This window comes from Virgibacillus sp. (genome assembly GCF_013393565.1).
GTDB classification, from domain to species: Bacteria; Bacillota; Bacilli; order Bacillales; family Amphibacillaceae; genus Virgibacillus; species Virgibacillus dokdonensis.
This window is the reverse complement of the sequence record NZ_JABXHF010000020.1, coordinates 19,088-43,700: the sequence shown is the minus strand read 5'-3', so window position 1 is coordinate 43,700 and position 24,613 is coordinate 19,088. Positions and strand designations below refer to the sequence as shown.

Genomic DNA, 24,613 nt, shown 5'->3' with positions numbered 1-24,613 from the left:
TGTTTTTATAATTAAAAACTTGTACATTGAACCAAAAGAAGGCGTTATCTCTGCTGAATTTTTGTTCAAATATACATTTCTTTTTCTTTTAATTTTTCTTAAAATAGAATTATTACTATGTAGGAGAATGTGTATGTTAAATAGGGATGTAAGAGAAAAGCTAATCGCAATTGTCGGGGAAAATAATGTAGAAGATAACAATGCAAGTTTACTAGCTTATTCATATGATTCTACGCCACGGTATCAGACATTACCTGATGCAATGGTAGCACCGAGAAATAAACATGAGGTTTCAGCGGTGGTGAAAGTTTGTAATGAACATCAAATACCAATTGTACCTCGTGGGTCTGGGACAAATCTATGTGCTGGCACAACGCCTTCAGAAGGAGGAATAGTGCTTATTTTTAAGCACATGCGAGAAATTTTAGAAATTGATGAAGAAAACTTAACTATGACCGTACAGGCTGGGGTATATACAAAAGATATTTTAGATAGAGCGAAAGCAGTAGGTCTTTTCTATCCGCCAGATCCAGGTTCGATGCACATATCGCAAATCGGGGGGAATATTAGTGAGAACTCTGGTGGACTGCGAGGGCTTAAATATGGTGTGACGAGAGATTACGTGCTTGGACTTGAGATCGTTTTGCCAAACGGTGAGATCATTCAAACTGGTGGAAAGCTTGCCAAAGATGTAGCGGGGTACGATTTGACAAGATTGTATGTCGGAGCAGAGGGGACGCTTGGGGTTATTACCGAAGCGATCTTAAAGCTTGTTCCACAACCAGAAACAAAACAAACGATGCTTGCCCTTTATCATGATTTAGCAGCTGCCGCGGAAAGTGTGTCAGCGATTATTGCCAACCGCATTATTCCTGCTACCTTGGAATTTTTAGACCAAGCGACAGTGCAAGTTGTAGAAGACTATGCCAAAATTGGACTGCCGACAGAAGCGAAAGCAGTGCTATTAATTGAACAAGATGGGCCACCTGAAGTAGTCGCTCGTGATATGGAAAAGATTGCGTCGTTATGTAAAGATAATCAAGCATTTGACGTACAGGTGGCGCAAACAGATGAAGAGGCAGAGCAATTGACGGCAGCGCGGAGAACAGCGTTATCCGCGCTATCTCGGTTAAAGCCGACAACTATTTTGGAAGATGCTACGGTGCCGCGCTCGAAAATTGCAGCAATGGTAAAAGCAATTGGGGAAATTGCTGCAAAGTACGAGCTAACTATTTGTACATTCGGTCATGCTGGTGACGGAAACCTCCATCCGACATGCCTTACAGATGCTCGTAATGAGAAAGAAATGGAATTAGTAGAAAAAGCATTTGCAGAAATTTTTGAGAAGGCGGTTGACCTTGGAGGAACGATTACAGGTGAACACGGTGTCGGAATGATGAAGCTTCCTTATTTGCATTTGAAAGCGGGAGAGCATGGAGTTGAGGCGATGCGCCGTATAAAGCAAGCGTTAGATCCTCATGAAATTATGAATCCAGGAAAAATGTTTGACCCGCTCACAAAGCAAAGTAAGGAGGTGGAGAAATAAATGGATACACAAGAAAAAGCACGCATTCAGACCGCTTTTCAAGAAAAAATGGATTATGATGAACTAATGAATTGTACGCGTTGCGGATTTTGTTTACCAAGTTGTCCAACATATGTTGAAACAGGAAGAAATGAAGTCCATTCACCACGTGGGCGAATCGCTTTAATGAAAGGTTTGGTCGACGGGGTGATTGAACCTAGTGAAGAAGTGAAAGAATCTATTGACCTTTGTCTTGGCTGTAGAGCTTGTGAACCCGTGTGTCCTTCTGGTGTGAACTTTGGCAGATTATTAGAGCAAGCAAGGGATGCGATTTATCAAAGCAAAAATCCAACATTACCAGAAAAAGTAATGAAGGGGATCTTTTTAAAAAATATTTTCCCTCAACAAAATCGCATGATTGGGCTGACTGGTTTACTGAGCTTTTACCAACGTTCTGGTGCTCAAAAACTTGCACAAGCAACTGGCGTCATGAAACTTTTTCCTGAGACGATGCGCACCATGGAAAAAGTGCTTCCAGATGTTCCAAAGCGTTCTGCAATGAAACGACGCCCACATCACTTACAGCCACTCCACAGAAATCGTACCAAGAAGATAGCGTTTTTTTCTGGCTGTTTAATGGATACCATTTTTATGGAAACAAATGATGCTACCATGAAGCTATTGCAGTATGCAGGGTGCGAAATTGTTGTTCCTAAAACACAAGCTTGCTGTGGAGCATTACACGGACATAGTGGGGAAATGGATCATGCTCGAGAAATGGCAAAATGCAACATTGCTGCTTTTGAAGAAGCTGAAGTGGATTATATTATTACAAATGCGGGTGGATGCGGTGCCTTTTTAGTGGAATACGCTCATTTATTAAAAGATGATCCGCAATGGCATGAACGTGCAGAGCGCTTTTGTGCGAAAATCAAAGATATCACTCGGGTGTTAGTAGAACTTGAATTTCATAAACAGCCGTTGTCTTTACCGGAACAAGTCGTTACGTATCAAGATTCTTGCCATTTGAAGAACGGTCAAAAAACATTTATGGAACCAAGGCAATTGCTAGAGTCAATTTCCGGTGTTCAGTATGTAGAAATGAAAGATGCAAGTCGTTGCTGTGGTTCAGCAGGCATTTATAATATTGTTCAATCCGAAATGTCGATGCAAATCCTTGATTATAAAATGGAACAAGCAAGGAATACGAATGCGAAAACGATTGTGACGACGAATCCAGGTTGTCTACTGCAAATGAAGCTAGGTATTGAAAGAGAAGGTTTGTCTAAGGAAATGAATGCCGTGCATATTGTCGATTTTTTACTGGAAGCATATGAAAGAGCAAATGATAAAGAAGCGACAAGCAAGCAAGTTGCAGCTTCAAAAGTATGAAAGATTGGAGAGACCGCGGTTTTGTAGCGGTCTTTCCTTGTACTACTAGGAAAGTATAAAAGTTTAAAGGTTTATAGTATAAGAAAACTACAGTTTCGTTATAAGACTTGACGGTAAACCTTTTTTTCTAATTCTTATGAAAGAATAAAATGTTTATGATTTATAGATAAGCAAAAAGACCGCATTTTCGCTATAAAAATTTGATGATAAACCAAGTTATTCTAATAAGAAACGAAAATTGTTGACAAAATACCTAAGGGGGTATAAAATGGGTTTGTAGCATGAAAATGATGCACCAATGAGGATGGTCTCGTGGTCAACTTATTTTATATTATACAAAGAATGAAATCGTAGATTTGGAGAAAAGTCAAGTTTTCTATCATTATAGGAAAGTATAAAATCATCGCCCAGCAACGAGGCGACTTCACGAAATTGCCCTAAGCTAAGTCATCATCGGTTCGTCGCTAAGAGGAAGGCCGACTAAAAACGGGCTAGCGCCCACGTCGGTATAACTCTGTTTTAGTGATGATTCCTAAATCTTTCGTTAATTTCGTAAAGATAGCAGTTTGAACATGAAGTGGATTTAGATATAACTTTGAGGAAAGGAGTAGACGATCATGAAATACGATGCAAAAGTAAAAAATCGTATGAAACGTATAGAAGGACAAGTAAAAGGTATTATTAAAATGATGGAAGAAGAAAAAGATTGTAAAGATGTCGTCATGCAGTTATCAGCTGTAAAGAGTGCCTTAGATAGAACTTCAGCACTTGTAGTTAGCAAAAATCTGGAGGCTTGTATTCGTCAAGCAGATGATGAAGATGCAGAACCTTTAATTAATGAAGCGGTCAATTTGCTTGTAAAGAGTAGATAAAGCATCTTTTTTGCACGATAGATTTGAGGCTGGTATAAAAAAATACGCTTATTTGGTAAAAGGATAGTTCTAAACAAAGAAAACCAGTTGGACTAGTCATACTTGTTTGATCCATGTGTTTCTTAATATATTATTACTCACTCTTGATACTATGATGGATAACATGAAGAGCTATTAGAAAACAAAACCGATATATAAAAAATTTTTCGAAAATAATACCTATACCCCTATAAGGAGAGAGTGATATGGAAATAGTGCAATGGGTGCTCATTGCTATAGCAGTTGTGTTTATAGTTAGTAGGTTTATGCCGGTAAAAGGCGTGACACAAATGACTGTACAAGAAGTAAAAAACAAGTTGAAAGATAGAAAAGTACAATTTATTGATGTCCGTACCCCGCAAGAATATAAGGCAAATCATCAAAAACCATTTAAAAACATACCGTTACACGAGCTAATGAATCGTTGTAACGAATTAGATAAGCAAAAAGAAGTCGTCGTTATTTGTCAAAGCGGTATGCGTAGTATGCGTGCAGCAAAAATATTAAAAAAACAAGGATTTGGAAAAATAACTAACGTGAAAGGTGGCATGGGTGCCTGGATATAGGGGGAGAGTGCTGTTAGAGATAATAGGCGAATATCAACGTCTAAATATACTATACAAGGAGTCGTAGTATGGCATTGTTGTTTATGAGTATAGTTGTTCTAATTCTATATTTTTCCTACCAAAGATATTTCCCTGTACGGGGAGTTAGTAGCTTAGATGAAGATGAATTATTTGTTAAAGATGATCAAACCGTTTTAGTTGATTTAAGAGATTATAATAAATCTTATAAAGATGCGCTGGATCGAGCTTTATGTTTACCGTTAGCTTATTTAAATCGGCATTATCAAGACATTCCAAGCAACTCTGTTATTTTAGTTGCTTCAAATAGTGTAGAAAAAAATATTGCTGCTAGATTTTTGTGCAACAAGGGGTATGCTGTCAAAGGCTACTATGTAAGAGACGAAAAAAGCTGCTCTGATTAGTGAGTAGCTTCAAAGCGAAGGTAAGCGCCGTATCATTTTACCGAGTAACATGGCAGATGAATTTATAGTTGACAAATCATTAGATAATAAATATTATTAACAATAGTGATTAAACAAGTCACCCATTTTTTTATAGTGAACAATACCCCTACGCCTATATGTATAAAAAGAAAGGAGTTTATGGATGGCTGAAAAAAAGAGGACGACAATTATTCTGTTTAGTGGTGAATACGATAAAGCGATGGCTGCTTATATTATTGCTAATGGTGCTGCTGCCTATGATCATGAAGTAACGATTTTCCACACATTTTGGGGGTTAAACGCACTACGCAAAGATAATCAAGCTCCTGTAAAAAAAGGCTTCTTGGAGAAAATGTTTGGAAAAATGATGCCGCGTGGTGCTGATAAAATGGGACTATCTAAGATGAATTATTTAGGAATGGGGCCAAAAATGATGAAACAAGTCATGAAAAAGCATAATGCTATGCCACTTCCTGATTTAATTTCTATGGCGCAGGAGCAAGACATAAAACTACTTGCTTGTACGATGACAATGGATTTATTAGGTTTGCAAAAAGAGGAGTTGCTCGACAATATTGAGTACGGTGGCGTAGGAGCATATGTCGGAGATTCCGAAGATGCAAATATAACCTTATTTATATAAAACAAACAGCTCTTGGAGGGTGAAAAATGAAGGAAATTACAACACAAGATTTGATAAAGAAGTATCAACAAGATCAACAAATAAAGATTATTGATGTTCGGGAAGATGATGAAGTAGCGCTAGGGAAGGCCCCTGGAGCACTCCACATCCCATTAGGAGACGTAGCAAATCGTGTCCAGGAATTAAACAAGGATGAACATTATTATGTCATTTGCCGTTCTGGTGGTAGAAGCGCCACTGCATGTAAAATTTTAGCAGAAAACAACATTGATTGTACAAACATAGCTGGAGGCATGCTTGCTTGGGATGAAGAAGTAGAAATATAGGAGGAATGAAGATGAGTATTACTGCAAATGAAGTATTAGATGCCAAAGGGCTATCTTGCCCTATGCCAATTGTTAAAACGAAAAAAGCGATTAGCAATTTAAAGGCTGGAGAAGTTATTGAAGTGCAAGCTACAGATAAAGGTTCTACAGCGGATATAAAAGCTTGGTCTGAAAGCACAGGGCATCAATACATTGGCACGGTAGAAGAAGGAGACGTGTTGAAACATTACATCCGCGTAGCTAGTGAAGCGGAAAAGAAAGAAGAAACGAAGCATGATAACGTGGTTAATTTAAATGACTTACAAAAGAAAGTAGAAGCAAAGGATACTATTTCTATCCTTGATGTGCGTGAGCCGGCAGAATTTGCCTTTGGTCATATACCTGGGGCAATCAATATTCCTTTAGATCAATTGGATACAAGACTAGAAGAATTAGATAAAGAAAGAGAATTATATGTTATATGCCGGACGGGAAGCCGTAGCGATTTAGCTTCGCAAAAGCTTACTGCTCATGGATTTAAGGATGTGATCAACGTTGTTCCAGGTATGACCAAGTGGGAAGGATCACTTGAAAAAAATAACTAAATATGGAGGAATAAAAACATGGCAAATACAAAAGTGGCAATTATTGCAGCAAATGGGGGACTGTTTGATGCATATAAAGTTTTCAATTTAGCAACAGCAGCTGCAGCATCGGATGCAGAAGTAGGCATTTTCTTTACATTTGAAGGATTAAATTTAATTCATAAGGAAGCTCATAAAAACCTTCCATTGCCAGAAGGAAAAGAGCATTTTGAGGAAGGCTTTAAACAAGCAAATGTACCATCCATTGCAGAATTATTAAGTATTGCGCAAGAAATGGATGTAAAAATACTAGCCTGTCAAATGACAATGGATGTAATGAACTTAGAAAAAGATCAGCTCGTTGATGGTATTGAAGTCGCTGGTGCAGCATCTTTTATTGAATATGCGAAAGATGCCAATATGACGCTAACATTCTAAACTAGGAAATAAACGAGTGAGTTACTTTATTCTAAATGGTAGATTATATTAGATAAATGTATTTAAAATCAGGGATATCCCTGTTTGACGCAGATATACAGTCAAATTTAAAGGAGGATTTTATTTATGGAAGCAGCAAAAGTATTAGACGCAAAAGGGTTAGCATGCCCAATGCCAGTAGTAAGAACAAAGAAGGCGATCGCAGAAATAAATGCAGGAGAGATTTTAGAGGTGCATACAACAGATAAAGGTTCAAAAAGTGATTTAACGGCGTGGGCTAAGTCTGGTGGGCATGAATTAGTAAAAGAAGCCGAAGAAGGCGATGTATTTAAGTTTTGGATTAAAAAGGCTTAATAACATTTCTCGGGGGCACTTTCCCCCGAGACTAGAAAACGATCTGAACGTTTCCTAATAATGTAATAAGTGAATTGGAGGTGGCTCCATTGGGATGCAAGGCGCAAAATCCATGAAAAGCGTCTGTACCCGATTCAGCAGGAAGGGGTTTTTAAATTGTGGAAAAAACTAGTTCCAGCGTTTGATTGGTTGCCAAATTATAATCGTAGTGATTTCAGTGGTGACTTATCAGCCGGATTAATTGTAGCCATTATGCTAATCCCACAAGGTATGGCTTATGCCATGTTAGCTGGTTTAGACCCAGTTATCGGACTATATGCTTCAACAATTCCTTTAATTATCTATGCGCTTTTTGGTACATCAAGACAGTTAGCAGTAGGTCCAGTAGCAATGGTGTCTTTACTTGTTCTAAGTGGTGTTTCAACATTAGCCGAACCCGGATCATCGGAGTATGTTTCGCTCGTTCTTTTACTCATGTTAATGGTAGGATTGATTCAATTATTATTAGGGGTTCTTAAGCTAGGATTCTTAGTTAACTTTCTGTCGCATGCTGTCATTAGTGGCTTTACTTCAGCAGCAGCGATCATTATCGGTTTGAGTCAATTAAAGGACCTAACTGGTGTTACGTATGAATCTGGAAAAAGTGAAGTGTTTTTGCTTATCTTAGAATCTGTAAAACGAATATCCGAAATTAACCCGATTACATTAACGATTGGTATTGGTAGTATTGTTTTGTTAATTCTATTTAAAAAATATGTAAAAAAGATACCTGGCCCTATTGTAGTGGTTACACTAAGCATCTTAGCAGTGTATGTTTTCAATTTATATGAAGATGGTGTATCGATTGTAGGGCAAGTTCCTAAAGGACTGCCAGCATTGTCTTTCCCAACATTTACGATGGATTCCATCGTTGCTTTGCTACCAATAGCGTTTACCATTACCTTTGTTGGCTTTATGGAATCTATTGCTATGGCAAAGGCTATCGCAGCTAAAGAAAAGTATAAAGTAAATGCAAATCAGGAATTAATAGGCTTAGGTTTGGCAAATGTTGGAGGTTCCTTTTTCTCTGCTTATCCTGTAACAGGTGGTTTTTCTAGATCAGCGGTCAATTACCAAGCAGGTGCAAGAACGCCGTTAGCTTCAATTATTACGGCAGTGCTCATTATGCTAACATTACTTTTTTTTACAGATTTATTTTATTATCTTCCAAAGGCTGTGTTGGCGGCAATTATTATGGTAGCTGTCTATAGTTTGATCGATTTTCATGAAGCTAAAAAACTATTTAAACTTAACAATGCAGACGGTTGGACTTGGATACTAACATTTTTGGCAACATTAGTGCTCGGAATTCAAACAGGTATTTTAATCGGTATTGTATTTTCACTGCTTGTCTATGTTAGTAAAAATGCTTATCCACATATTGCGGAATTAGGCTTTGTGGAAAGTCGTGGTGTGTATAAAAACAAGCAACGTTATCCTGATGCAATGGATGATCCAGAGGTAATCATCTTTCGTGTAGATGCTGATCTGTTCTTCGCTAATATGTCATTTGTTGAAGATAAATTGTGTAATCGGTTAGCAGAAAAACCAGATACAAAGTATGTTATTATGGATTTTTCCGGAGTGAATTCGATGGATGCTGTTTCCATTCATTCATTGGAGGAAATGATGCAGACTTGTAATCAGCATACGCAATTTTTATTTGCGGGTATTAAAGGGCCTGTCATGGATGTATTAGAAAAAGCAAGCTGGGATAAAAAATACCATCAGATGATTCACTATATTACTATTGAAGAAGCAGTAAAATCATTGAAAAATAGGGTGAAGAACGATGGATGAACAACATATCATTCAAAGTAATCAAGATTTTGTTAAAAAAACGCAATTGGAAGACCCGGATCTTTTCAATCAGTTACAACAAGGGCAACACCCTGATTTCTTCGTATTAGCATGTAGTGATTCTCGAGTTAGTCCATCTGTCATTTCGCAAATGAAGCTTGGCAATATGTTTGTCCACCGAAATATTGCTAACCAAGTAGCGAAAGAGGATGCAAGTTTTTCAGCGAGTCTTTATTATGCCTTGGTCCATCTTAAAGTGAAGCATATTATTATAAAGGGGCATACAGAATGTGGTGGTATTCACGCTGCTTGGAGTGGTAACAATGAAGAAGAATTAGCACCATGGATTGCTAACATCCGCAGTAATTTACCAGATTCAAGTTCTAACAAAGAAGTCTCCATGGATGAGCTAACGAAAATCAATATCATGAAACAGGTAGAGCATATAAAAGATCATCCTATCTACAAAGCATATGGAGAAGGAGTAAGCGTAAGTGGATTATTGTTCCATCTTGACAGTGGAAAATTAGAAAAAATCGTCTAAGTTTTAAGTGGTTGACAATGTGGATATATTATTCTATAATACCTCATAGGGTATAATGAAGAGAAGTTATTTTTTTGGCTTTAATAATACCCTGAAGGGTATTATTAAAGAGTAAGGATCCAAAAGTAAGTAAATAAAAACGTAACAAATGGAGGTATGGAGATGTCTTTTACAGCAATGAAGTCTCATGAAGTAGCAAGAAAGGTCATCCAAAAGAAAGAATTATTTATTTTGGATGTTCGTAATGAAAGTGATTTTGCAGATTGGAAGATAGAAGGAGAAAATTTTTCATATTTAAACGTCCCTTACTTTGATTTAATTGATGGTGTAGATAGTATTTTAGATAAATTGCCAACAGATAAAGATATTTTAGTTGTTTGTGCGAAGGAAGGATCTTCTGTAATGGTTGCTGAAATGCTGTCGGAACAGGGATTACAAGTTTTCTATTTAGAAGGCGGTATGAAAGCTTGGAGCGAACACATGGAGCCAATAAAAGTTGGTGATTTAACTAACGGTGGTGAAATGTATCAATTTGTTCGCTTAGGAAAAGGATGTCTCTCTTATATGGTAGTGTCTAATGGTGAAGCGGCAATTATTGATGCTACACGCATGACAGGTATTTTCACTCGTTTTGCGAAGGAGCTTGGCGTTACTATTAAGCATGTGCTCGACACACACTTGCATGCAGATCATATTTCTGGTGGTAGAAGTATCGCTAAAGAAACAGGAGCGACGTATTGGCTTCCACCGAAAGACGCTGGAGAAGTTGTATTTGATTATCAAGCTCTAGAAGACGGGGAAGAAGTGAAGATTGGTAATACAACCATTAATATCCATGCTTTATATAGCCCGGGGCATACCATTGGTTCTACATCCTTTGTCGTCGGTGAAAAATATTTATTGACAGGTGATATTCTATTCATTGATTCTATTGGTAGACCAGATTTAGCTGGACTTGCAGAAGATTGGGTAGGAGATCTACGCGAAACGTTGTATCATCGTTACCGTGAATTATCAAATGAACTCATCGTTCTTCCGGCTCACTTTATGATTATCGAAGAATTGAATGAAGATGGTACAGTTGCTGAAAAACTGGGCACACTATTTGCGAAGAACCACGGATTAAATATTGAAGACGAAGCGGAATTTAGAAAACTAGTAACGGAGAATTTACCACCTCAACCAAATGCGTATCAAGAAATTCGTCAGACGAATATGGGGAAAATTACTCCTGATGAGGAAAAACAACGTGAAATGGAAATCGGTCCTAATCGTTGTGCTGTTCGATAATAATAAGTGAAAGAGAAAACTGTCTTAAAACGCTTGTTTTGGGGCAGTTTTCTTTTGCAGCCAAGTTTTTCTACCACAATAGAAAGAAAATATCATATGGCAAATGAAAGATGGACAATAATTTAAAGTAGTGAGCGTTTTGGTCGACATATATAAGGTGTACCCTAAAACTGAAATGGTTGTATAAGAGAGAAGAAAGACATTAAATGTATGCTGCAGTTTGAATAATCGCTCTTTTGGGCTTTTTATAGGAAAATCGTAGCAAAATCTAGTAGAATATAACTACTTGTCATATAGATATATACATAAATAGGGGGTTTTGCAATGATTTTTAAAAAACAGAAAGAGGCTTCTTTTTTTCGAAAAAGTGCAGGGAAGAATACGGAGATAAGCTTGAAGGTAGAGAATGGTAATGATGTTGCTAAGCAAATTCAAATGATTGGGCTAACTATATCTGATCTATCCATCATTCGTCAATTAAAGCCTTATGTAATACAAAATAGCCATGAGATTGTTGAGCGTTTTTATGATAATTTAGCTACGGAACCATCTTTAATGCAAATTATTAATAAACACAGCTCCATTGAAAAGTTAAAACAAACGTTAAAGCGACATATATGTGAAATGTTTGATGGTGTCATCAATCCTGCTTATTTTGAAAAGCGAGTAAGAATTGCTAACATGCATGTAAATATAGGACTTGATACAAAATGGTATATGAGTGCCTTTCAGGATTTGTTTTTATCGCTAATGGATATCATTGAGCAAAATATAGAAACGAAAAATGAATCGCTTTTGGCTATACGTGCAGTATCAAAAATAATTAATTTAGAACAGCAACTTGTGCTAGAAGCCTATGATCAAAAGACGAACCAATTAAAACGGGAAGCAAATTTACAAAAACAACAAATTCGGGAGCGAGTAGCAGAATCTACGGAAAGCTTAGCAGCTATTTCTGAAGAAACGAATGCTTCCTTTCAGCAGTTGCAATCGCAATCAAAAGAAGTGATAGCGATTGCCAATAATGGTACATCATTATCGGAGGATGCTTACAGTAGAGCAAAAAAAGGAAAAGAACAATTAAATAAGCAGGATGAAAACATGAAAGCTCTATATAATTCGGTAGAGCATCTAGGAAATGATGTGCACCATTTATTAGATGTTTCTAAAAAGATGCAGTCCATTGTAAATATTGTTAAAGAAGTTGCTGAACAAACGAATTTACTTGCCTTAAATGCTTCTATAGAAGCAGCAAGAGCGGGTGAATACGGCCGAGGGTTCGCAGTAGTGGCTGAAGAAGTTCGCAATTTATCTGAACAAACGAAAGAATCGGTAACGAATGTATCCTCACTCATTGGGAATATGAATACGCAAGTGGATAAGATTACAAGCTCCTTAAGTGCAGTAGGAACAAAAATTAAACAAGGAAACGATGGGTTGCAAGAAACAGAGCAGCATTTTTCACAAATAATGGAAGCCATGCATGAAACAAAAAATCAAAATAATAAGATTGATCGTGAAATTGTATCTTTTATAGATATTATTACAGAATTAAGTAAAGCAGTTGACGAAGTAGCAGCTTCTGCAGATCATTTAACAACCATTACATATGAAATGAACGAAAGTTAAACGATATAAAGTGCTGTAAGATTTCATCCATAGGACTTGGCGACAAACCAAGTCCTATGGCCGAAAAACGACAGTGTTTTTCTTATATGTATTTGTCATTAATTCTGATATAATGAAGGTAGCATCAGGTTTTGCGGAAAATGACTTTTTTATGAAAATTATAATGATAAAGAGGTGATAAATATGTCAAAATTTGAAGAGAATGTAATGAAGCTATTAGGTGAAATAAACAGTCGGCTTGATAAAATGGATGAGAAGTTCGCAGGTATAGACAGTCAATTTGATAAAGTAAATGAGAAGTTCGCAGGTATAGACAGTCAATTTGATAAAGTAAATGAGAAGTTCGCAGGTATAGATAGTCGATTTGATAAAGTGGATGAGAAGTTTGTTGAAATGAACGATAGATTTGAAAAGCTGGAAACAGATATAGAAGAAATAAAAGCGGAGAATCAGTTCATTAAACGTGCTGTATTAGAAACTAATGATGGCGTTAAAACTATTTCGGAAGATCAAAAGTCCATTCATGAAATATTAGGTGAGCATGACGTTTCGATTAGAACGTTACGAAGAAAATCTGCTTTAATTGAGGAATACGAATTGTAATTTATATTTACAATATAGGAAAAGGCTATATCATAAAAGGAGCCACCATGCCTTGTCTAGAGCGAGACACCCTCTAAATGTTAACCCCCCTGGCTAGACAGACAAAACATCTTGAAAATGTGACGATAAGGCAAGCTTTTCTAATATGTGATGAACAAGGCAAGTAAGTTTTTAAACTTGCTTTTTATTTTTGTTATTGATACTATCTAGTTATCAGAAAAGAAAAAACATGTGATAAGCAAAGGTTTCTTCCTAAATACTTATGCGCATCCATGTTAGAACTTACTGAAAACCAAAACTAAATTTAGCATTCCTTCGGGGCAGGGTGAAATTCCCGACCGACGGTGAAAAGTGGTACGCCACTTTAAGTCCGTGACCCGTTTGATATTCGCGCAAACGGTGGATCTGGTGTGATTCCAGAACCGACAGTTAAAGTCTGGATGGGAGAAGGAAAAAGGTAATTCCATATTTGGATAGTTGTTCCAAACTAGATGGCTTTATTGTGCCTGTTTATCATGAAGATGAATTGGGTTTTTAGCCATTCGAAAAGAATAACAGATATAAAAGAAAGCGCTAAACTGTATGTTTTTTCCCATAAAATCCGTACACTACATGAAATAACCAAGTTCTTTTACACGATAAGATAGTGGTTTATCGGATAAGAAAAACCAGTGTTTTATTCCATAAAGACTTGGACACAAGCCATTTTTTCTAAAGATAAGGTAAAGAAAAAGGTTCTAGTTGTGGTGGCAAAACAGGGAATAGCTTAAGTTTGACTTTTGTGGGATAGAATCATAGCTACTTTTTTTTTGATAACTTACTAGCCTTTCTATTATTGACTGTCCAAAAGCGGAAACAAGAGGAATAATCTGACTTTTCAAAGCCCCTAAATCTATGTTTAGGGGCTTTTTGTGGTCTAGGAAATTATAAAATTTTGCAGCATGGGCCCCGTCCGGCTCCAGCGCCCAGCAATTAGGCGACTTCACGAATCGCCTTACGATAAGTCATAGATCGGTTTGTTCTAAATAGGAAGGCCGACTAAAGACGGGCTTGCCGGAGGACAATGGGAAAGTATAAAAGTTTAAAAACTTATAGTATAAGAAGAACTACAGTTTTTGCTATAAGACTTATCTACAAGTCCAATTTTTCTAATGATCCTATGTTTTTGCGACCTTCTCCCAGAAGCGATAGGTTATAAGTCGGTTAATAATTAAAGGAGAGGATGAGTGGTTTGTTTACTGGAATTATTGAAGAAAAAGGGGAAATCATTTCCATGAAACATACTTCTAAGCACGCAATCGAATTAGCAGTGAAAGGTTTTAAAGTGTTACGTGATGTCCAACTAGGGGACAGTGTAGCTATTAACGGTATCTGCCTAACGGTAACTTCTTTCGATAAGCACAGTTTTGCAGTTGACGTTATGCCGGAAACGTTTAAAACAACTTCCTTACGATCATTAAAAGTAGGTTCTGCTGTGAACTTAGAACGTGCGATGGCAGCTAACAGTAGGTTTGGGGGACATTTTGTTTCTGGGCATGTGGATGGATTAGGAACCATTATTCGAAAGCAATATGAAGAAAACGCTATTTATTATGATATTAAAATCTCAGCAGATTTAGCAAAGTATGTTATTTCTAAAGGATCAGTTGCTGTGGATGGTGTTAGCCTCACTATATTTAAGGTAAAGAACAATATATTTACGATATCGCTTATTCCACATACAGCTTCGGTAACGATAGTAGGGAAAAAGAATATAGGTGATATTGTGAATATAGAATGCGACATGCTCATGAAGCATGTAGAACATTTATTGGCGTTTTCAAGAAAATAGAAAATTTGAGTACAGCCTTTTTACAAGAGAACGGTTTCATCCCAAATAGAGGGTAGTAAGATTATCTTCATAAAAACCTGGTGATAAGTCAAGATGGTTTAACCATGAAATGGATATAGTTAGTTAAATAAGAAAGGAGAATATTATGGACACGATAGTAGAAGCGATAGAGGACTTAAAAGCAGGAAAGCCGGTGATTGTGATAGATGATGAAAACCGGGAAAATGAAGGGGATTTTGTTGCTATATCTGAATACATTACGCCAGATGTCATTAATTTTATGATAACACATGGTAAGGGATTAGTATGCACAGCGGTAGATTGTAAAATAGCAAAACGGCTTGGATTAACATTAATGCCAACAACACATACAGACCCATTTGCAACTGCATTTACCATTAGTGTCGATCATAAGAAAACAACAACAGGTATTAGTGCATTTGACCGTGCGAAAACCATTCGTGCGCTTGCGAACCCTTTCTCTGAAAAAGATGATTTTCATCAGCCTGGGCATGTGTTTCCGTTAATTGCTAAAGATGGTGGTGTGTTTGTACGTCAAGGACATACAGAAGCTGCAGTAGATTTAGCAAAATTATGTGGAGCTACGGCTTCAGGGACCATATGTGAAATCATCCATAGCGATGGCTCGATGGCAAGGCTGTCGGATTTAGAGAAAATGGCTGAACAATTTAATGTAAGAATCATTTCTGTACAGCAATTAGTAACATATAAAATAACACAAAATGAGGAGTGTGGCGTCATTGAGTAACGTAATACAAGGTGATTTAGTCGGAACAGACCTGCGGATTGGCATTGTAGTTGGTAGATTTAATGATTTTATTACTACAAAATTAGTAGAAGGGGCACAAAACACATTAATGCGTCACGGTGTAATCGCTGATCATATAACAGTTGCTTGGGTACCTGGAGCATATGAGATTCCATTAGTTGCAAAGAAGATGGCAATGAAAGATGCGTATGATGCGATTATTACGCTTGGGGCGGTGATTCGCGGTGCTACGCCACATTTTGATTATGTTTGTAATGAAGTGGCAAAAGGTGTATCGCAAGCATCGCTACAAGCGGATAAACCAGTTATCTTTGGGGTTTTAACAACGGAAACTATTGAGCAGGCAGTTGAAAGGGCAGGAACAAAAGCTGGAAATAAAGGTTCTGAGGCAGCCGTTGCTGCGATTGAAATGGCTAATTTGCTTAAGAGCCTGTAAGGAAGTACACTTAGGTAGTTAACTATATACTTGTAAAATCATTTTTACACCTTAAGGAAATTATATTGATGGAAGGTGTTGTGACGCCTCATTTTAAGGATTGGAAAATTGTGATTTAAACGATCTTCAGTGGGAGATAACAGCATCTGCATCCTTTTTTTCGTAAGCGTGTTTTCGGTCATCTCCTTGCTATACGAAGCAAGCACCAGAGTAAAATAGGAAAGGTAAAGTGAAACATTGCTTAATAGAGGTCTGGCGGTAAGTAAGTTTTTGTTAAAAAAGTAATACATTGATCTTAGGCGTATGCTAGAGGTATTATAATAGACAATGGGATAAAGAAGGGCATGCTTATATAATTTTCTGTCTTTTTAATGATAGAAAGCTATCATAGATTCCTAATGAACGAGCCACATCCATACAATAGTGGCTTTCTAAGCGAAGAGAGTTTTTAAGAGTTATCGTATAATTAAACCATGGTAAACATTGGGGGAACCACTATCTACTATACTTGCAGTCGAGTTTTTATACAAAGTGTATTGCGCTATTTGACGGAAAGCCAAGTTTTTCTAATACTATAGGAAGGTAAAAAAGTTTAAAGAGTTTATAGTATAAGAAAAACTTCAGCTTTCGCCATAAGATTTGGCAACAAATCAAGTTTTTCTAATGATACATATTTTGGGGGGAGATTGTTTTGAAGCTTATATTAGCACAATTACTACTCATCGGTGTTGTCTGGACTGGTATGGCTTTTTTCTTTTCGGAAATGACAGAGCCAGCTAAGATTATTTTTTATTTAGTGACTTCATGGATGTTATTATTAATCGTACTTATTGCAAAAATATGGTGGAAAAACAGAAAGAATGAAGGATGATGACAAATGCTATCAATAGAAAATGCTTCCAAATCGTATGGCGATAAAACACTGTTTCATGCAGTTACCTGTCATATTACTAGTGGTGAGCGAATTGGGTTAATTGGCGTCAACGGTACAGGAAAGTCTACCTTTTTAAAAGTTATTGCTCGCATCGAACCAGCCGATCAAGGAGAAATTCATCATGCAAATGATTATCGTATTCAATATTTATCTCAAGACCCGTCATTAGATCCAAACTTAACTGTAATGGAACAAATCTATTATGGGGACGCGGCTATCATGAAGGTGATGCGTAATTACGAGGAAGCGCTGCTTCAGTTACAGCAAAACCCTGAAAGTGAAAAGGTGCAAAACAATTTACTAGCTGCACAGCAAGAAATGGATCGCTTGGGAGCTTGGGAAGCTAATACGACAGCGAAGACCATTTTAACAAAGTTGGGAATTACAGATTTCGATAAGCTAACAGCGACACTATCAGGAGGGCAAAAAAAGCGAGTAGCTCTTGCAAATGCATTAATTCAGCCCGCTGATCTACTTATTTTAGATGAGCCGACGAATCATTTGGATCATGCGGCTATTGAATGGTTGGAGAAATATTTACAGACGTATCCCGGATCGCTGTTGCTAGTAACCCACGATCGTTACTTTTTAAATCGAGTTACCAACCGAATTTTTGAATTGGATCGTGGTAATTTATACACATATGAAGGGAATTATGAACTGTTCTTAGAAAAGAAAGCAGAACGCGAGGAACAGGAAAAAAGTGAAGAAATAAAACATCAAAATACGCTGCGACGGGAATTAGCTTGGTTGAGAAGCGGTGTAAAGGCACGTTCTACAAAACAAAAAGCAAGAATTGATCGTGTGCAAGCTATGAAGGGAAAGACGTTAAATACGAAACAGGAAAAACTTGAAGTTCCTGTTGGTTCGTCAAGGCTCGGAAAAAAAGTTATCGAATTAAAACAAGTGCATAAATCATTTGGGAATAAGGAAATTCTATCTAATGTAAAAGAACTGTTAATACCTGGTGACCGTGTAGGTATTGTAGGACCTAATGGATCTGGAAAGACTACTTTTCTTCATATTATGGCACAACGGCTAATACCTGATGCTGGTGAAGTGATCGTTGGAGATACAGTAAAAATTGGTTACTATACGCAAGGGGAAGAAGAGTTAGACGGGGAACAGCGTATTATTGATTATATTAAAGAGATAGCGGACGTCATTTACACAAAAGATGGTTCTGTGATTACAGCTGAGCAAATGCTGGAACATTTTTTATTCTCGCGGAAACAGCAATGGACGTATATTCGAAAATTATCGGGCGGAGAAAAGCGCAGGCTATATTTACTGAAAGTGTTAATGCAAGAGCCTAATGTGTTGTTTCTGGATGAACCAACAAATGACCTAGATACGCAAACGTTAAGCGTGCTAGAAGAGTACTTGGATCGTTTCCCAGGAGTTGTCGTCACTGTTTCTCATGATCGTTATTTCTTAGATCGAGTTGTCGACAGATTAATTATTTTTGATGGCAAAGGGAATATTACTTCTTATCATAGTAATTATAGTGATTTTTTAGCGCAACAAGAGAAAGCCGAAATAGCAACGAAAGCGGAAAAGAAGACCAAGATCGTAAAGCAATCACCAAGCCTACAAAAGAAAAAGCTGTCCTATATGGATAAGAAAGAATGGGACGAAATCGAGGATGTTATAGCTTCGTTGGAAGAAAAGCTAGAAACGATTAAAAATGATATTGTGGAGGCGGGAAGCGATTCAGAAAAAGTGCAGAAACTATACGAAGAGCAGATGAGCGTAGAACAAGCTCTAAATAAAAAAATGGACAGATGGGAAGAACTATCTTTGCTTATAGAAGAATAGTTCCCTCTATATGAAAAAACACGGTGCTTGTTAACTATAACACTGTGTTTTTTCGTTATTTAACAAATAGTAGCTCTTGTGTAGAGAGCGGACGGTATTGAATGATAGTTTGCATAAAATAAACCTTTTATGTCTAAACTTACATAGAGTAGATGATGTATTTTTGTTATAAATATAAGTGCTATGACTGATTTCAAAAAGGTGAGTTTATTGAGTGCTGAAACATTATATCTGCAAATATATAACTTGAAAGAAAAACTGGGTAAGTTAGAATCAGAGTACTGGCAACTTACCTCTAATGTTGAAACATGGTACTTTTGGTTTAATATTTCGTTTTTCTTTATCCCGCTGTTCATTTTATACAAATTTATTGATCGAGAGAGAATATTTGAAATATCATTTTATGGATATTCTGTTCATATGATTAGTTCCAAAGTGAATGGTGCGTTAGAGGCGAATAATTTGCTTGTTCATCCTCATGATTTAACATCTTTATTTCCTAGTGGCATGACAGTAACAGCGGTCATTTTACCAGTAGCTTATATGCTATTGTATCAATATTGTATCAATCAGAATAAAAATTTTTATGTCTACACGCTATTATTATCTATTTTAATTTCCTACGGTCTTGATTATATATTTATTCTGATTGATTATTTAAAGCTTAACAAAGGGATGAATTTAACCTATTTATTGTTATTAAATTTTGTGGCGGCATCTCTGTCCTACTGGTTGACCGTTTTGTTTAAGTGGATCAAGGTACATAGAAAGTAGAAGGAAAGGAATAGTTTTAAATGCGTGAACACAAACTAAACGTAATAAAGCGACGTGAGGTGAGTGAGTCATGAACGAGCAAGAAATGATGAATAAAATATTTCATTTAAAAGATGAGTTGGATTATTACAGGCAGCAATTTTGGGAGCTAACGTCAAGTATCGATACATGGCATTTTTGGTTTAATTGGATAAGTGTTCTGATTCCACTTGTTCTCTTGTACTTTTTTATGGATCGAAAAAGCGTTTTTGAATTAGGTTTTTTTGGGTTTGCTATTCATGTGATGTGGACAAATATAGATACGGTGTTATCCATGAAGAATGTATTAATTACCCCACATAATATTTTTTATTTATTTCCAACAAGCTTAACAATTACAACGGTTGTATTGCCGGTAGGTTTTATGTTTATATATCAATATTGCGAAAACAAAGGGAAAAATTACTATATCGCAGCAATTATTATGTCAGCCTTTTTCGGATATTTGTTAGCACCTACTTTTGAAGCTATAGGAATGCTGGAGTTAAGAGCAGGTATGCGATTTACTTACATTTTTTTAATTGACATTGCCGTTGCTTATTTGGCTTATTGGTTAACGAAAGGATTCTGGTTATTAAAACGGCAGGGAGGTAAATCATCAAAACAAGCAGGCTAACCTAAGGCTAGCCTGTTTGTTTAAGAGTTATCTTTAAAGTTGTAAAATACGTTACTGTTTAGTGTTGGCCAACCCTTCAATTGCGATCGTTTCTACAATAGCTGTTTGGTTGTCTCTAATATTAGCTTCTAATTCTACTTTGTCTCCTTGCTGCAAGAATATGGCTCTTGGAGCTTTTCCGGAGTTCACCGTGTAGATAATAGGGTCATCTTGAAGTAGAAATTGTACAACTTGCTTTTTATCTTGTGTTGTAACTAGTACACGTTCTACTTCGCCGTCACGCTTTTCTAAGTTTGCATCTCCCGTTGATTCCACATTACTTGGATCTTGTGCCAAAGCAAGGCGATAAGATTCTAGTGTGCCTCTAGCAGTATCTCCAAAGACGACGAAATCGGAATCGGCTGCTTTAATATAAGCATAATGTTTAAAGAGTCCATTTGGATCGAGAACATTCACGACCCATGTAGGGTTTCCATCGATATTATAAAGAACTGGCATGGATCCAGTCCATTTTTTCTCTGGAAATTCTTTGTTGACAATCTCTTTTGCACCTTTACTATCCATAATGCCGTTATTTTTTTCTCCGTTAAAATATGTTAATTCACCTGTTCTAGCGTTTATTAGTGTATAACCTAGAGCAGAGTCAATGTTTTCCTTTGGAGAGGACATATCAGTAAAGTAATGCATTTCCCCATTCTCGTCAAAGATTGGTGTAACACTTGCTTCAGTCCCAGATTCGTTCGGTATTTTAACATCTTTTTTGCCAAAGATAGAATTGAGCCATCCATGTACATATTTTCCGAAGTATTCATTTTCCTCCGAAGCCATCTCAGAGCTAATAGGGCCTTCAATAAATGAAGGTGCTTCTTCTGATTTATACAGCTTTACATCACTGGATACTGGATCAACAACAGCTACATGTAATTTTTGCAAATTAGGTTTATTCGTTAATCCAATCGGTTTATACAGTGTCTGTACATACCAAGGTTTTCCTTCTTCATCGACTTCAATTTGCGCCTCTCCGCTTTGGATATAATCAGGATGCGCATTGTAAATGGTTCGTGATATTTGATGGTTAAAGTAACTTGAATTGGTATATTTCATCTTGCTCTTAACAAATTTTGGCTGCGCGTTTACATCTGTAGCTGAGATGGTGAAATATCCTTCTGTTTCTTTACCGCGAAAGTATTTCCAAAACCCAGTAAACTCTACAGGGGCTACAAAAACAATCTCGTCACCGATCTTTTGTACTTGTAATTTACCTAGATCATAAAACTGTGTATTTGGTACTACGCTCATTGCCTTTTGTACTTTATTTCTTGCGAATTCTGGTGATACAACAATTGGTGTTGCATCTTGATCTAATGGTTTTGCTTCGTCTATTTCTTCTTTGGTTATGGACTGATGTGCATCATCTAACGTAAAGATTCCTAAAATGATGAAACCGGGAATAGTAATAATGGCAAGCAGAATAAGTGCCCCTGTAATAGCATCAAAATGCTTGGTTGATTTCGTGAATGGTTTACTTTTTGTTAGTGCATATAAGCTAACCATTCCTACAGTCCCGACAATTAAATTTGCTATCGTCATGTTCGGTATCGTAATTGGTGGCATGACTATGTATATGATAATCACACTGAGTATGAATAAGGTCGCAAAAACAAGACCAACTGCTTTTAGTGTTGTCATGCGGTATTTTTTATTTTGTACAATAAAAAATATAGCGATAAGAGCATACAAAATAAATGAAAGTATCGTTGTTGTTAGCATTCCTATCATTTTTTCCACTCCTTAAAAAATTTGGCTTGTCGCCAAGTCTTCTGGCAACAAGCTGTTTTTTGCTTATACTATAAACCTTTAAACTTTTATACTTTCCTATAGTATAAATAAAAAATCTACCTGTTTCTACGTTTTTAAAAAGAGAAAAGTTTCATTAAACATATAAACTGTTTAAAACTGAGGTGTTATCAGATGAGAAAATCCTATACTTTTCTAAGTGTATTATAAACCATAGCGTTTATGTTACGATTGGGCAATGATCTAAGAAAAACTTTTCGATTTTCAAATGGAAGAAAAAGGATTACAATGAGAAAAGAAATGAAGGAAAAGGGTGGGAAACGATGCAAACCATCTATAGTGATGTGAAACAATTTCGGGGCAGTCATTATGATTATGGCTATCAACAAGGATTAAATCTAAAGCAGACATATATATTGCAAAATAGGAAAAAACAATGGAATATCCGGCAACCACGATTTGAAATTCATGAAGCTGAAGTAAAGCAAATAATCCAACCAATTGCACCTGGCATTTGGGATGAATTATGTGGGTTAATGGATGCACTTCAATGGCAGATGGTCGATATACTAAAAGAATTTGGTGGTTACCGATTGGAATATAAAAAAAGCGGCTGTTCCATTTTTACTAGTTCTGAATACATGATCCGCAACTACGATTATCATCCAAAGACATATGAAGGTCGCTATACGGTTTTTCAGCCTAGCGATCAAGGTTATGCAACGATTGCTCCATCTCAACGCATCACTGGTAGGATGGATGGAATGAATGAACACGGATTAGCAATTGGCTATAATTTTATTCATCGACGTCGTCCCCAAGATGGATTTATTTGTAATATGATTGCAAGAATCGTCCTAGAGAATTGTAAAAATGCACAAGAAGCAATAGCTTTATTACAGGAAATTCCCCATCGACATTCGTTTGGTTATGTTTTATTGGATAAAAATGGGGAAAGCTATGTTGTAGAAGCGTCACCACGGTCTGTAAATATTCGTACAGATCAAGTTTGTACCAATCACTTTGAGAATCTGGTTGAAGAGAATCGTCATCATTTAAAAGACTCAAAACGAAGGCAACAAATCATTAAGGAGCAAACGAACGATACAACCAATGCTTATGAAGCTTTTAAACTGATGAATGATTCTAAACGTGGGGTTTTTTCGACGAAATATAAGCAATGGGCTGGAACGATTCATACATCAGGTTATTTTCCTAAGCAGTTAAAAGTATGGTTCGCCTTGGGAGGCGATAGAGACCCGGTTATTTTTGATTTCAAAAAGTGGTTAAGTGGAAAAAACTTTACTATTAAACAGGTGATTGGTAAAGTAGATACTTCATTACCGTTTATTCATATGGAAAGAATATGAACGTAAAGTATGTGCTGTAAGACGACGAGTTAAACAATGTGGGAATACATATTGCTAAATACGCGTTTGTCAAAACTTAGGTGATAATGATTGTATGAATATTTCATAGCACAATGAAAAAATGCACCATGAAAAGCCTACTTTAGCTTGGGGAAACGTTTAAATAACTAGAAAAAAAGGAATATCAATATAAGTCTTTCCTTTTGTACCATAGTTGTAATATACTCTAATGGAACATCATTATAGGAGGTAGTCTAATGAAGCTTTTTCAAGTGAGGAAAGGGCAGTTTGTTTTTTATCGAAATGAATTGCACCAAGTGTATTCAGTAAAACCGATGTTTAAGAAATCTGTACATTTATATCGTTTAAAGGATATGCAACAGATATTGACGAAAGCAAGTGAAATTGAATTATGTCGTCCACAACATAATGATACATTTATTTTTTATGGGAAACGATATACCATTGATAAATATAAACGACCAGAGCCAGGTGATTATATTCTAATCATTAAGCCAGCGCCAGATTTTCTTGACCACTATTCACTGAATGCGATTGAAAAAGTTGATAGTGTAGAAGATGGGAATGTGGTTACTACTAGAGATAATGGTGTAAAGCATAGCGAATATGTTGTGATGGTTCCAGGGAAAGCAGAAGCTAGTCGAGAAATTGCATATTATGATAAAAGTTTGGTCCCTGAGGAGCAGCAAATTCAAGATGAATCGATCAGCTACTTGGCGGAAAGTGATACGAATCTTAAACCTGCTGTTGGGGATATTTATATTGATGTACATCAAGAAACAAAGGCAATGATTGTTGCGATGACCGAAGATGAAGTCGTATTTGGTCACGGGGTTCGCATACATGTATCTGATTTGTTAAATGAAGAGAAGTATAAATTAGTTTATCGGTTTGAAGAGGATTTATAAGGAGTAGCTGACTCTACAGATAGCACGTTTTCTGGTAGGGTTGGCTATTTCATTTTTCCTTTATCTTAGTTGATTTGTATCCACTCGCTACGTTGCTAAACGGGTGCCCCGAGCCTTTATTCTATGGCATATAAAATAGCTGAGTTATTAAAAAAATGTGAAATTAGTCACGGAAAGCTTGTATAATTTATTTGATCACTGATATACTAAAAG

Annotated in this window: 24 protein-coding genes, 1 pseudogene and 1 riboswitch; of the genes and pseudogenes, 24 read left to right on the top strand and 1 reads right to left on the bottom strand. The window is 36.6% G+C overall.

Annotation, left to right across the window (positions count from 1 at the left end; all coding sequences use genetic code 11):
- Nucleotides 1–133 precede the first annotated feature (133 nt).
- From glcD to HLX49_RS06075, 22 genes and pseudogenes are all read left to right on the top strand, one after another.
- A complete protein-coding gene (gene glcD / locus HLX49_RS06180) occupies nt 134–1,546 on the top strand; it encodes a glycolate oxidase subunit GlcD (RefSeq protein WP_101933517.1) in 1,413 nt (470 codons plus the stop codon).
- A complete protein-coding gene (locus HLX49_RS06175) occupies nt 1,547–2,917 on the top strand; it encodes a (Fe-S)-binding protein (protein WP_101933518.1) in 1,371 nt (456 codons plus the stop codon).
- A 617-nt stretch (nt 2,918–3,534) separates the two neighbouring features.
- Entirely contained in the window at nt 3,535–3,789 is a 255-nt protein-coding gene (locus tag HLX49_RS06170) for a metal-sensitive transcriptional regulator (protein ID WP_077702688.1), read from the top strand.
- Between the two features lie 245 nt (nt 3,790–4,034).
- Nucleotides 4,035–4,394, top strand: a complete 360-nt coding sequence (locus tag HLX49_RS06165) for a rhodanese-like domain-containing protein (RefSeq protein ID WP_077702689.1) — start codon at nt 4,035–4,037, stop codon at nt 4,392–4,394.
- Between the two features lie 68 nt (nt 4,395–4,462).
- Nucleotides 4,463–4,816: a rhodanese-like domain-containing protein gene (locus tag HLX49_RS06160; protein ID WP_077702690.1), complete on the top strand. Its 354-nt coding sequence runs from the start codon at nt 4,463–4,465 to the stop codon at nt 4,814–4,816.
- A 184-nt stretch (nt 4,817–5,000) separates the two neighbouring features.
- On the top strand, nt 5,001–5,480 hold the full coding sequence (locus tag HLX49_RS06155; protein ID WP_077702691.1) for a DsrE/DsrF/DrsH-like family protein: 480 nt from the start codon (nt 5,001–5,003) through the stop codon (nt 5,478–5,480).
- 26 nt (nt 5,481–5,506) lie between these two features.
- A complete protein-coding gene (locus HLX49_RS06150; RefSeq protein WP_077702692.1) occupies nt 5,507–5,806 on the top strand; it encodes a rhodanese-like domain-containing protein in 300 nt (99 codons plus the stop codon).
- Between the two features lie 11 nt (nt 5,807–5,817).
- Nucleotides 5,818–6,390 (top strand): sulfurtransferase TusA family protein, encoded by a 573-nt coding sequence (locus HLX49_RS06145; RefSeq protein ID WP_077702693.1) that lies wholly within the window; start codon nt 5,818–5,820, stop codon nt 6,388–6,390.
- A gap of 18 nt (nt 6,391–6,408) precedes the next feature.
- Nucleotides 6,409–6,807 carry a DsrE/DsrF/DrsH-like family protein gene (locus tag HLX49_RS06140; protein WP_077702694.1) on the top strand — a complete coding sequence of 133 codons (399 nt, stop codon included), beginning with the start codon at nt 6,409–6,411 and terminating at the stop codon, nt 6,805–6,807.
- A 126-nt stretch (nt 6,808–6,933) separates the two neighbouring features.
- On the top strand, nt 6,934–7,161 hold the full coding sequence (locus tag HLX49_RS06135; protein ID WP_296361015.1) for a sulfurtransferase TusA family protein: 228 nt from the start codon (nt 6,934–6,936) through the stop codon (nt 7,159–7,161).
- 156 nt (nt 7,162–7,317) lie between these two features.
- Complete coding sequence (locus HLX49_RS06130) at nt 7,318–9,000, top strand: SulP family inorganic anion transporter (RefSeq protein ID WP_077702695.1); 1,683 nt, start codon at nt 7,318–7,320, stop codon at nt 8,998–9,000.
- Nucleotides 8,993–9,544 carry a carbonic anhydrase gene (locus tag HLX49_RS06125; RefSeq protein ID WP_101933519.1) on the top strand — a complete coding sequence of 184 codons (552 nt, stop codon included), beginning with the start codon at nt 8,993–8,995 and terminating at the stop codon, nt 9,542–9,544. The genes HLX49_RS06130 and HLX49_RS06125 overlap by 8 nt, the downstream gene beginning before the upstream one ends.
- A 162-nt stretch (nt 9,545–9,706) precedes the next feature.
- Entirely contained in the window at nt 9,707–10,834 is a 1,128-nt protein-coding gene (locus HLX49_RS06120) for an MBL fold metallo-hydrolase (protein WP_077702697.1), read from the top strand.
- 324 nt (nt 10,835–11,158) lie between these two features.
- The gene (locus HLX49_RS06115) at nt 11,159–12,463 is read left to right on the top strand and encodes a globin-coupled sensor protein (RefSeq protein ID WP_296361014.1); all 1,305 of its coding nucleotides are present in this window, start codon (nt 11,159–11,161) and stop codon (nt 12,461–12,463) included.
- A gap of 183 nt (nt 12,464–12,646) precedes the next feature.
- Nucleotides 12,647–13,066, top strand: a complete 420-nt coding sequence (locus tag HLX49_RS06110) for a hypothetical protein (RefSeq protein WP_077702699.1) — start codon at nt 12,647–12,649, stop codon at nt 13,064–13,066.
- A 307-nt stretch (nt 13,067–13,373) separates the two neighbouring features.
- Nucleotides 13,374–13,522, top strand: a riboswitch (FMN riboswitch).
- 766 nt (nt 13,523–14,288) lie between these two features.
- Nucleotides 14,289–14,897 (top strand): riboflavin synthase, encoded by a 609-nt coding sequence (gene ribE / locus HLX49_RS06105; protein WP_483372443.1) that lies wholly within the window; start codon nt 14,289–14,291, stop codon nt 14,895–14,897.
- Nucleotides 14,898–15,039: 142 nt separating this feature from the next.
- Nucleotides 15,040–15,630: pseudogene (gene ribB, locus HLX49_RS06100) on the top strand (3,4-dihydroxy-2-butanone-4-phosphate synthase); the annotation flags it as partial.
- Between the two features lie 28 nt (nt 15,631–15,658).
- Nucleotides 15,659–16,123, top strand: a complete 465-nt coding sequence (ribH, locus tag HLX49_RS06095; RefSeq protein ID WP_414930283.1) for a 6,7-dimethyl-8-ribityllumazine synthase — start codon at nt 15,659–15,661, stop codon at nt 16,121–16,123.
- 691 nt (nt 16,124–16,814) lie between these two features.
- The gene (locus HLX49_RS06090; RefSeq protein ID WP_077702702.1) at nt 16,815–16,994 is read left to right on the top strand and encodes a hypothetical protein; all 180 of its coding nucleotides are present in this window, start codon (nt 16,815–16,817) and stop codon (nt 16,992–16,994) included.
- Nucleotides 16,995–17,000: 6 nt separating this feature from the next.
- Nucleotides 17,001–18,875, top strand: a complete 1,875-nt coding sequence (locus tag HLX49_RS06085; RefSeq protein ID WP_296361013.1) for an ABC-F family ATP-binding cassette domain-containing protein — start codon at nt 17,001–17,003, stop codon at nt 18,873–18,875.
- A 183-nt stretch (nt 18,876–19,058) separates the two neighbouring features.
- On the top strand, nt 19,059–19,649 hold the full coding sequence (locus HLX49_RS06080; protein WP_296361012.1) for a hypothetical protein: 591 nt from the start codon (nt 19,059–19,061) through the stop codon (nt 19,647–19,649).
- Nucleotides 19,650–19,719: 70 nt separating this feature from the next.
- On the top strand, nt 19,720–20,304 hold the full coding sequence (locus HLX49_RS06075; protein ID WP_077702705.1) for a hypothetical protein: 585 nt from the start codon (nt 19,720–19,722) through the stop codon (nt 20,302–20,304).
- A 51-nt stretch (nt 20,305–20,355) separates the two neighbouring features.
- Here the strand turns inward: HLX49_RS06075 and HLX49_RS06070 are convergent, their stop codons facing one another.
- On the bottom strand, nt 20,356–22,083 hold the full coding sequence (locus tag HLX49_RS06070) for a DNA-binding protein (protein ID WP_077702706.1): 1,728 nt from the start codon (nt 22,081–22,083) through the stop codon (nt 20,356–20,358).
- A 341-nt stretch (nt 22,084–22,424) separates the two neighbouring features.
- Between HLX49_RS06070 and HLX49_RS06065 the strand changes: the two genes are divergently transcribed.
- Together HLX49_RS06065 and HLX49_RS06060 are read left to right on the top strand one after the other, a co-directional pair.
- Nucleotides 22,425–23,471, top strand: a complete 1,047-nt coding sequence (locus HLX49_RS06065; RefSeq protein ID WP_296361011.1) for a C45 family autoproteolytic acyltransferase/hydrolase — start codon at nt 22,425–22,427, stop codon at nt 23,469–23,471.
- A gap of 257 nt (nt 23,472–23,728) precedes the next feature.
- Complete coding sequence (locus HLX49_RS06060) at nt 23,729–24,400, top strand: hypothetical protein (protein WP_073011196.1); 672 nt, start codon at nt 23,729–23,731, stop codon at nt 24,398–24,400.
- Nucleotides 24,401–24,613 lie beyond the last annotated feature (213 nt).

Excerpts from the sequence above, each read along its gene's own strand:
- glcD (WP_101933517.1), top strand. The coding sequence starts at position 134 with ATGTTAAATAGGGATGTAAGAGAAAAGCTAATCGCAATTGTCGGGGAA.
- HLX49_RS06175 (WP_101933518.1), top strand. The coding sequence starts at position 1,547 with ATGGATACACAAGAAAAAGCACGCATTCAGACCGCTTTTCAAGAAAAA.
- HLX49_RS06170 (WP_077702688.1), top strand. The coding sequence starts at position 3,535 with ATGAAATACGATGCAAAAGTAAAAAATCGTATGAAACGTATAGAAGGA.
- HLX49_RS06165 (WP_077702689.1), top strand. The coding sequence starts at position 4,035 with ATGGAAATAGTGCAATGGGTGCTCATTGCTATAGCAGTTGTGTTTATA.
- HLX49_RS06160 (WP_077702690.1), top strand. The coding sequence starts at position 4,463 with ATGGCATTGTTGTTTATGAGTATAGTTGTTCTAATTCTATATTTTTCC.
- HLX49_RS06155 (WP_077702691.1), top strand. The coding sequence starts at position 5,001 with ATGGCTGAAAAAAAGAGGACGACAATTATTCTGTTTAGTGGTGAATAC.
- HLX49_RS06150 (WP_077702692.1), top strand. The coding sequence starts at position 5,507 with ATGAAGGAAATTACAACACAAGATTTGATAAAGAAGTATCAACAAGAT.
- HLX49_RS06145 (WP_077702693.1), top strand. The coding sequence starts at position 5,818 with ATGAGTATTACTGCAAATGAAGTATTAGATGCCAAAGGGCTATCTTGC.
- HLX49_RS06140 (WP_077702694.1), top strand. The coding sequence starts at position 6,409 with ATGGCAAATACAAAAGTGGCAATTATTGCAGCAAATGGGGGACTGTTT.
- HLX49_RS06135 (WP_296361015.1), top strand. The coding sequence starts at position 6,934 with ATGGAAGCAGCAAAAGTATTAGACGCAAAAGGGTTAGCATGCCCAATG.
- HLX49_RS06125 (WP_101933519.1), top strand. The coding sequence starts at position 8,993 with ATGGATGAACAACATATCATTCAAAGTAATCAAGATTTTGTTAAAAAA.
- HLX49_RS06120 (WP_077702697.1), top strand. The coding sequence starts at position 9,707 with ATGTCTTTTACAGCAATGAAGTCTCATGAAGTAGCAAGAAAGGTCATC.
- HLX49_RS06115 (WP_296361014.1), top strand. The coding sequence starts at position 11,159 with ATGATTTTTAAAAAACAGAAAGAGGCTTCTTTTTTTCGAAAAAGTGCA.
- HLX49_RS06110 (WP_077702699.1), top strand. The coding sequence starts at position 12,647 with ATGTCAAAATTTGAAGAGAATGTAATGAAGCTATTAGGTGAAATAAAC.
- ribE (WP_483372443.1), top strand. The coding sequence starts at position 14,289 with ATGAGTGGTTTGTTTACTGGAATTATTGAAGAAAAAGGGGAAATCATT.
- HLX49_RS06085 (WP_296361013.1), top strand. The coding sequence starts at position 17,001 with ATGCTATCAATAGAAAATGCTTCCAAATCGTATGGCGATAAAACACTG.
- HLX49_RS06080 (WP_296361012.1), top strand. The coding sequence starts at position 19,059 with ATGACTGATTTCAAAAAGGTGAGTTTATTGAGTGCTGAAACATTATAT.
- HLX49_RS06075 (WP_077702705.1), top strand. The coding sequence starts at position 19,720 with ATGAACGAGCAAGAAATGATGAATAAAATATTTCATTTAAAAGATGAG.
- HLX49_RS06070 (WP_077702706.1), bottom strand. The coding sequence starts at position 22,083 with ATGATAGGAATGCTAACAACAACGATACTTTCATTTATTTTGTATGCT.
- HLX49_RS06065 (WP_296361011.1), top strand. The coding sequence starts at position 22,425 with ATGCAAACCATCTATAGTGATGTGAAACAATTTCGGGGCAGTCATTAT.
- HLX49_RS06060 (WP_073011196.1), top strand. The coding sequence starts at position 23,729 with ATGAAGCTTTTTCAAGTGAGGAAAGGGCAGTTTGTTTTTTATCGAAAT.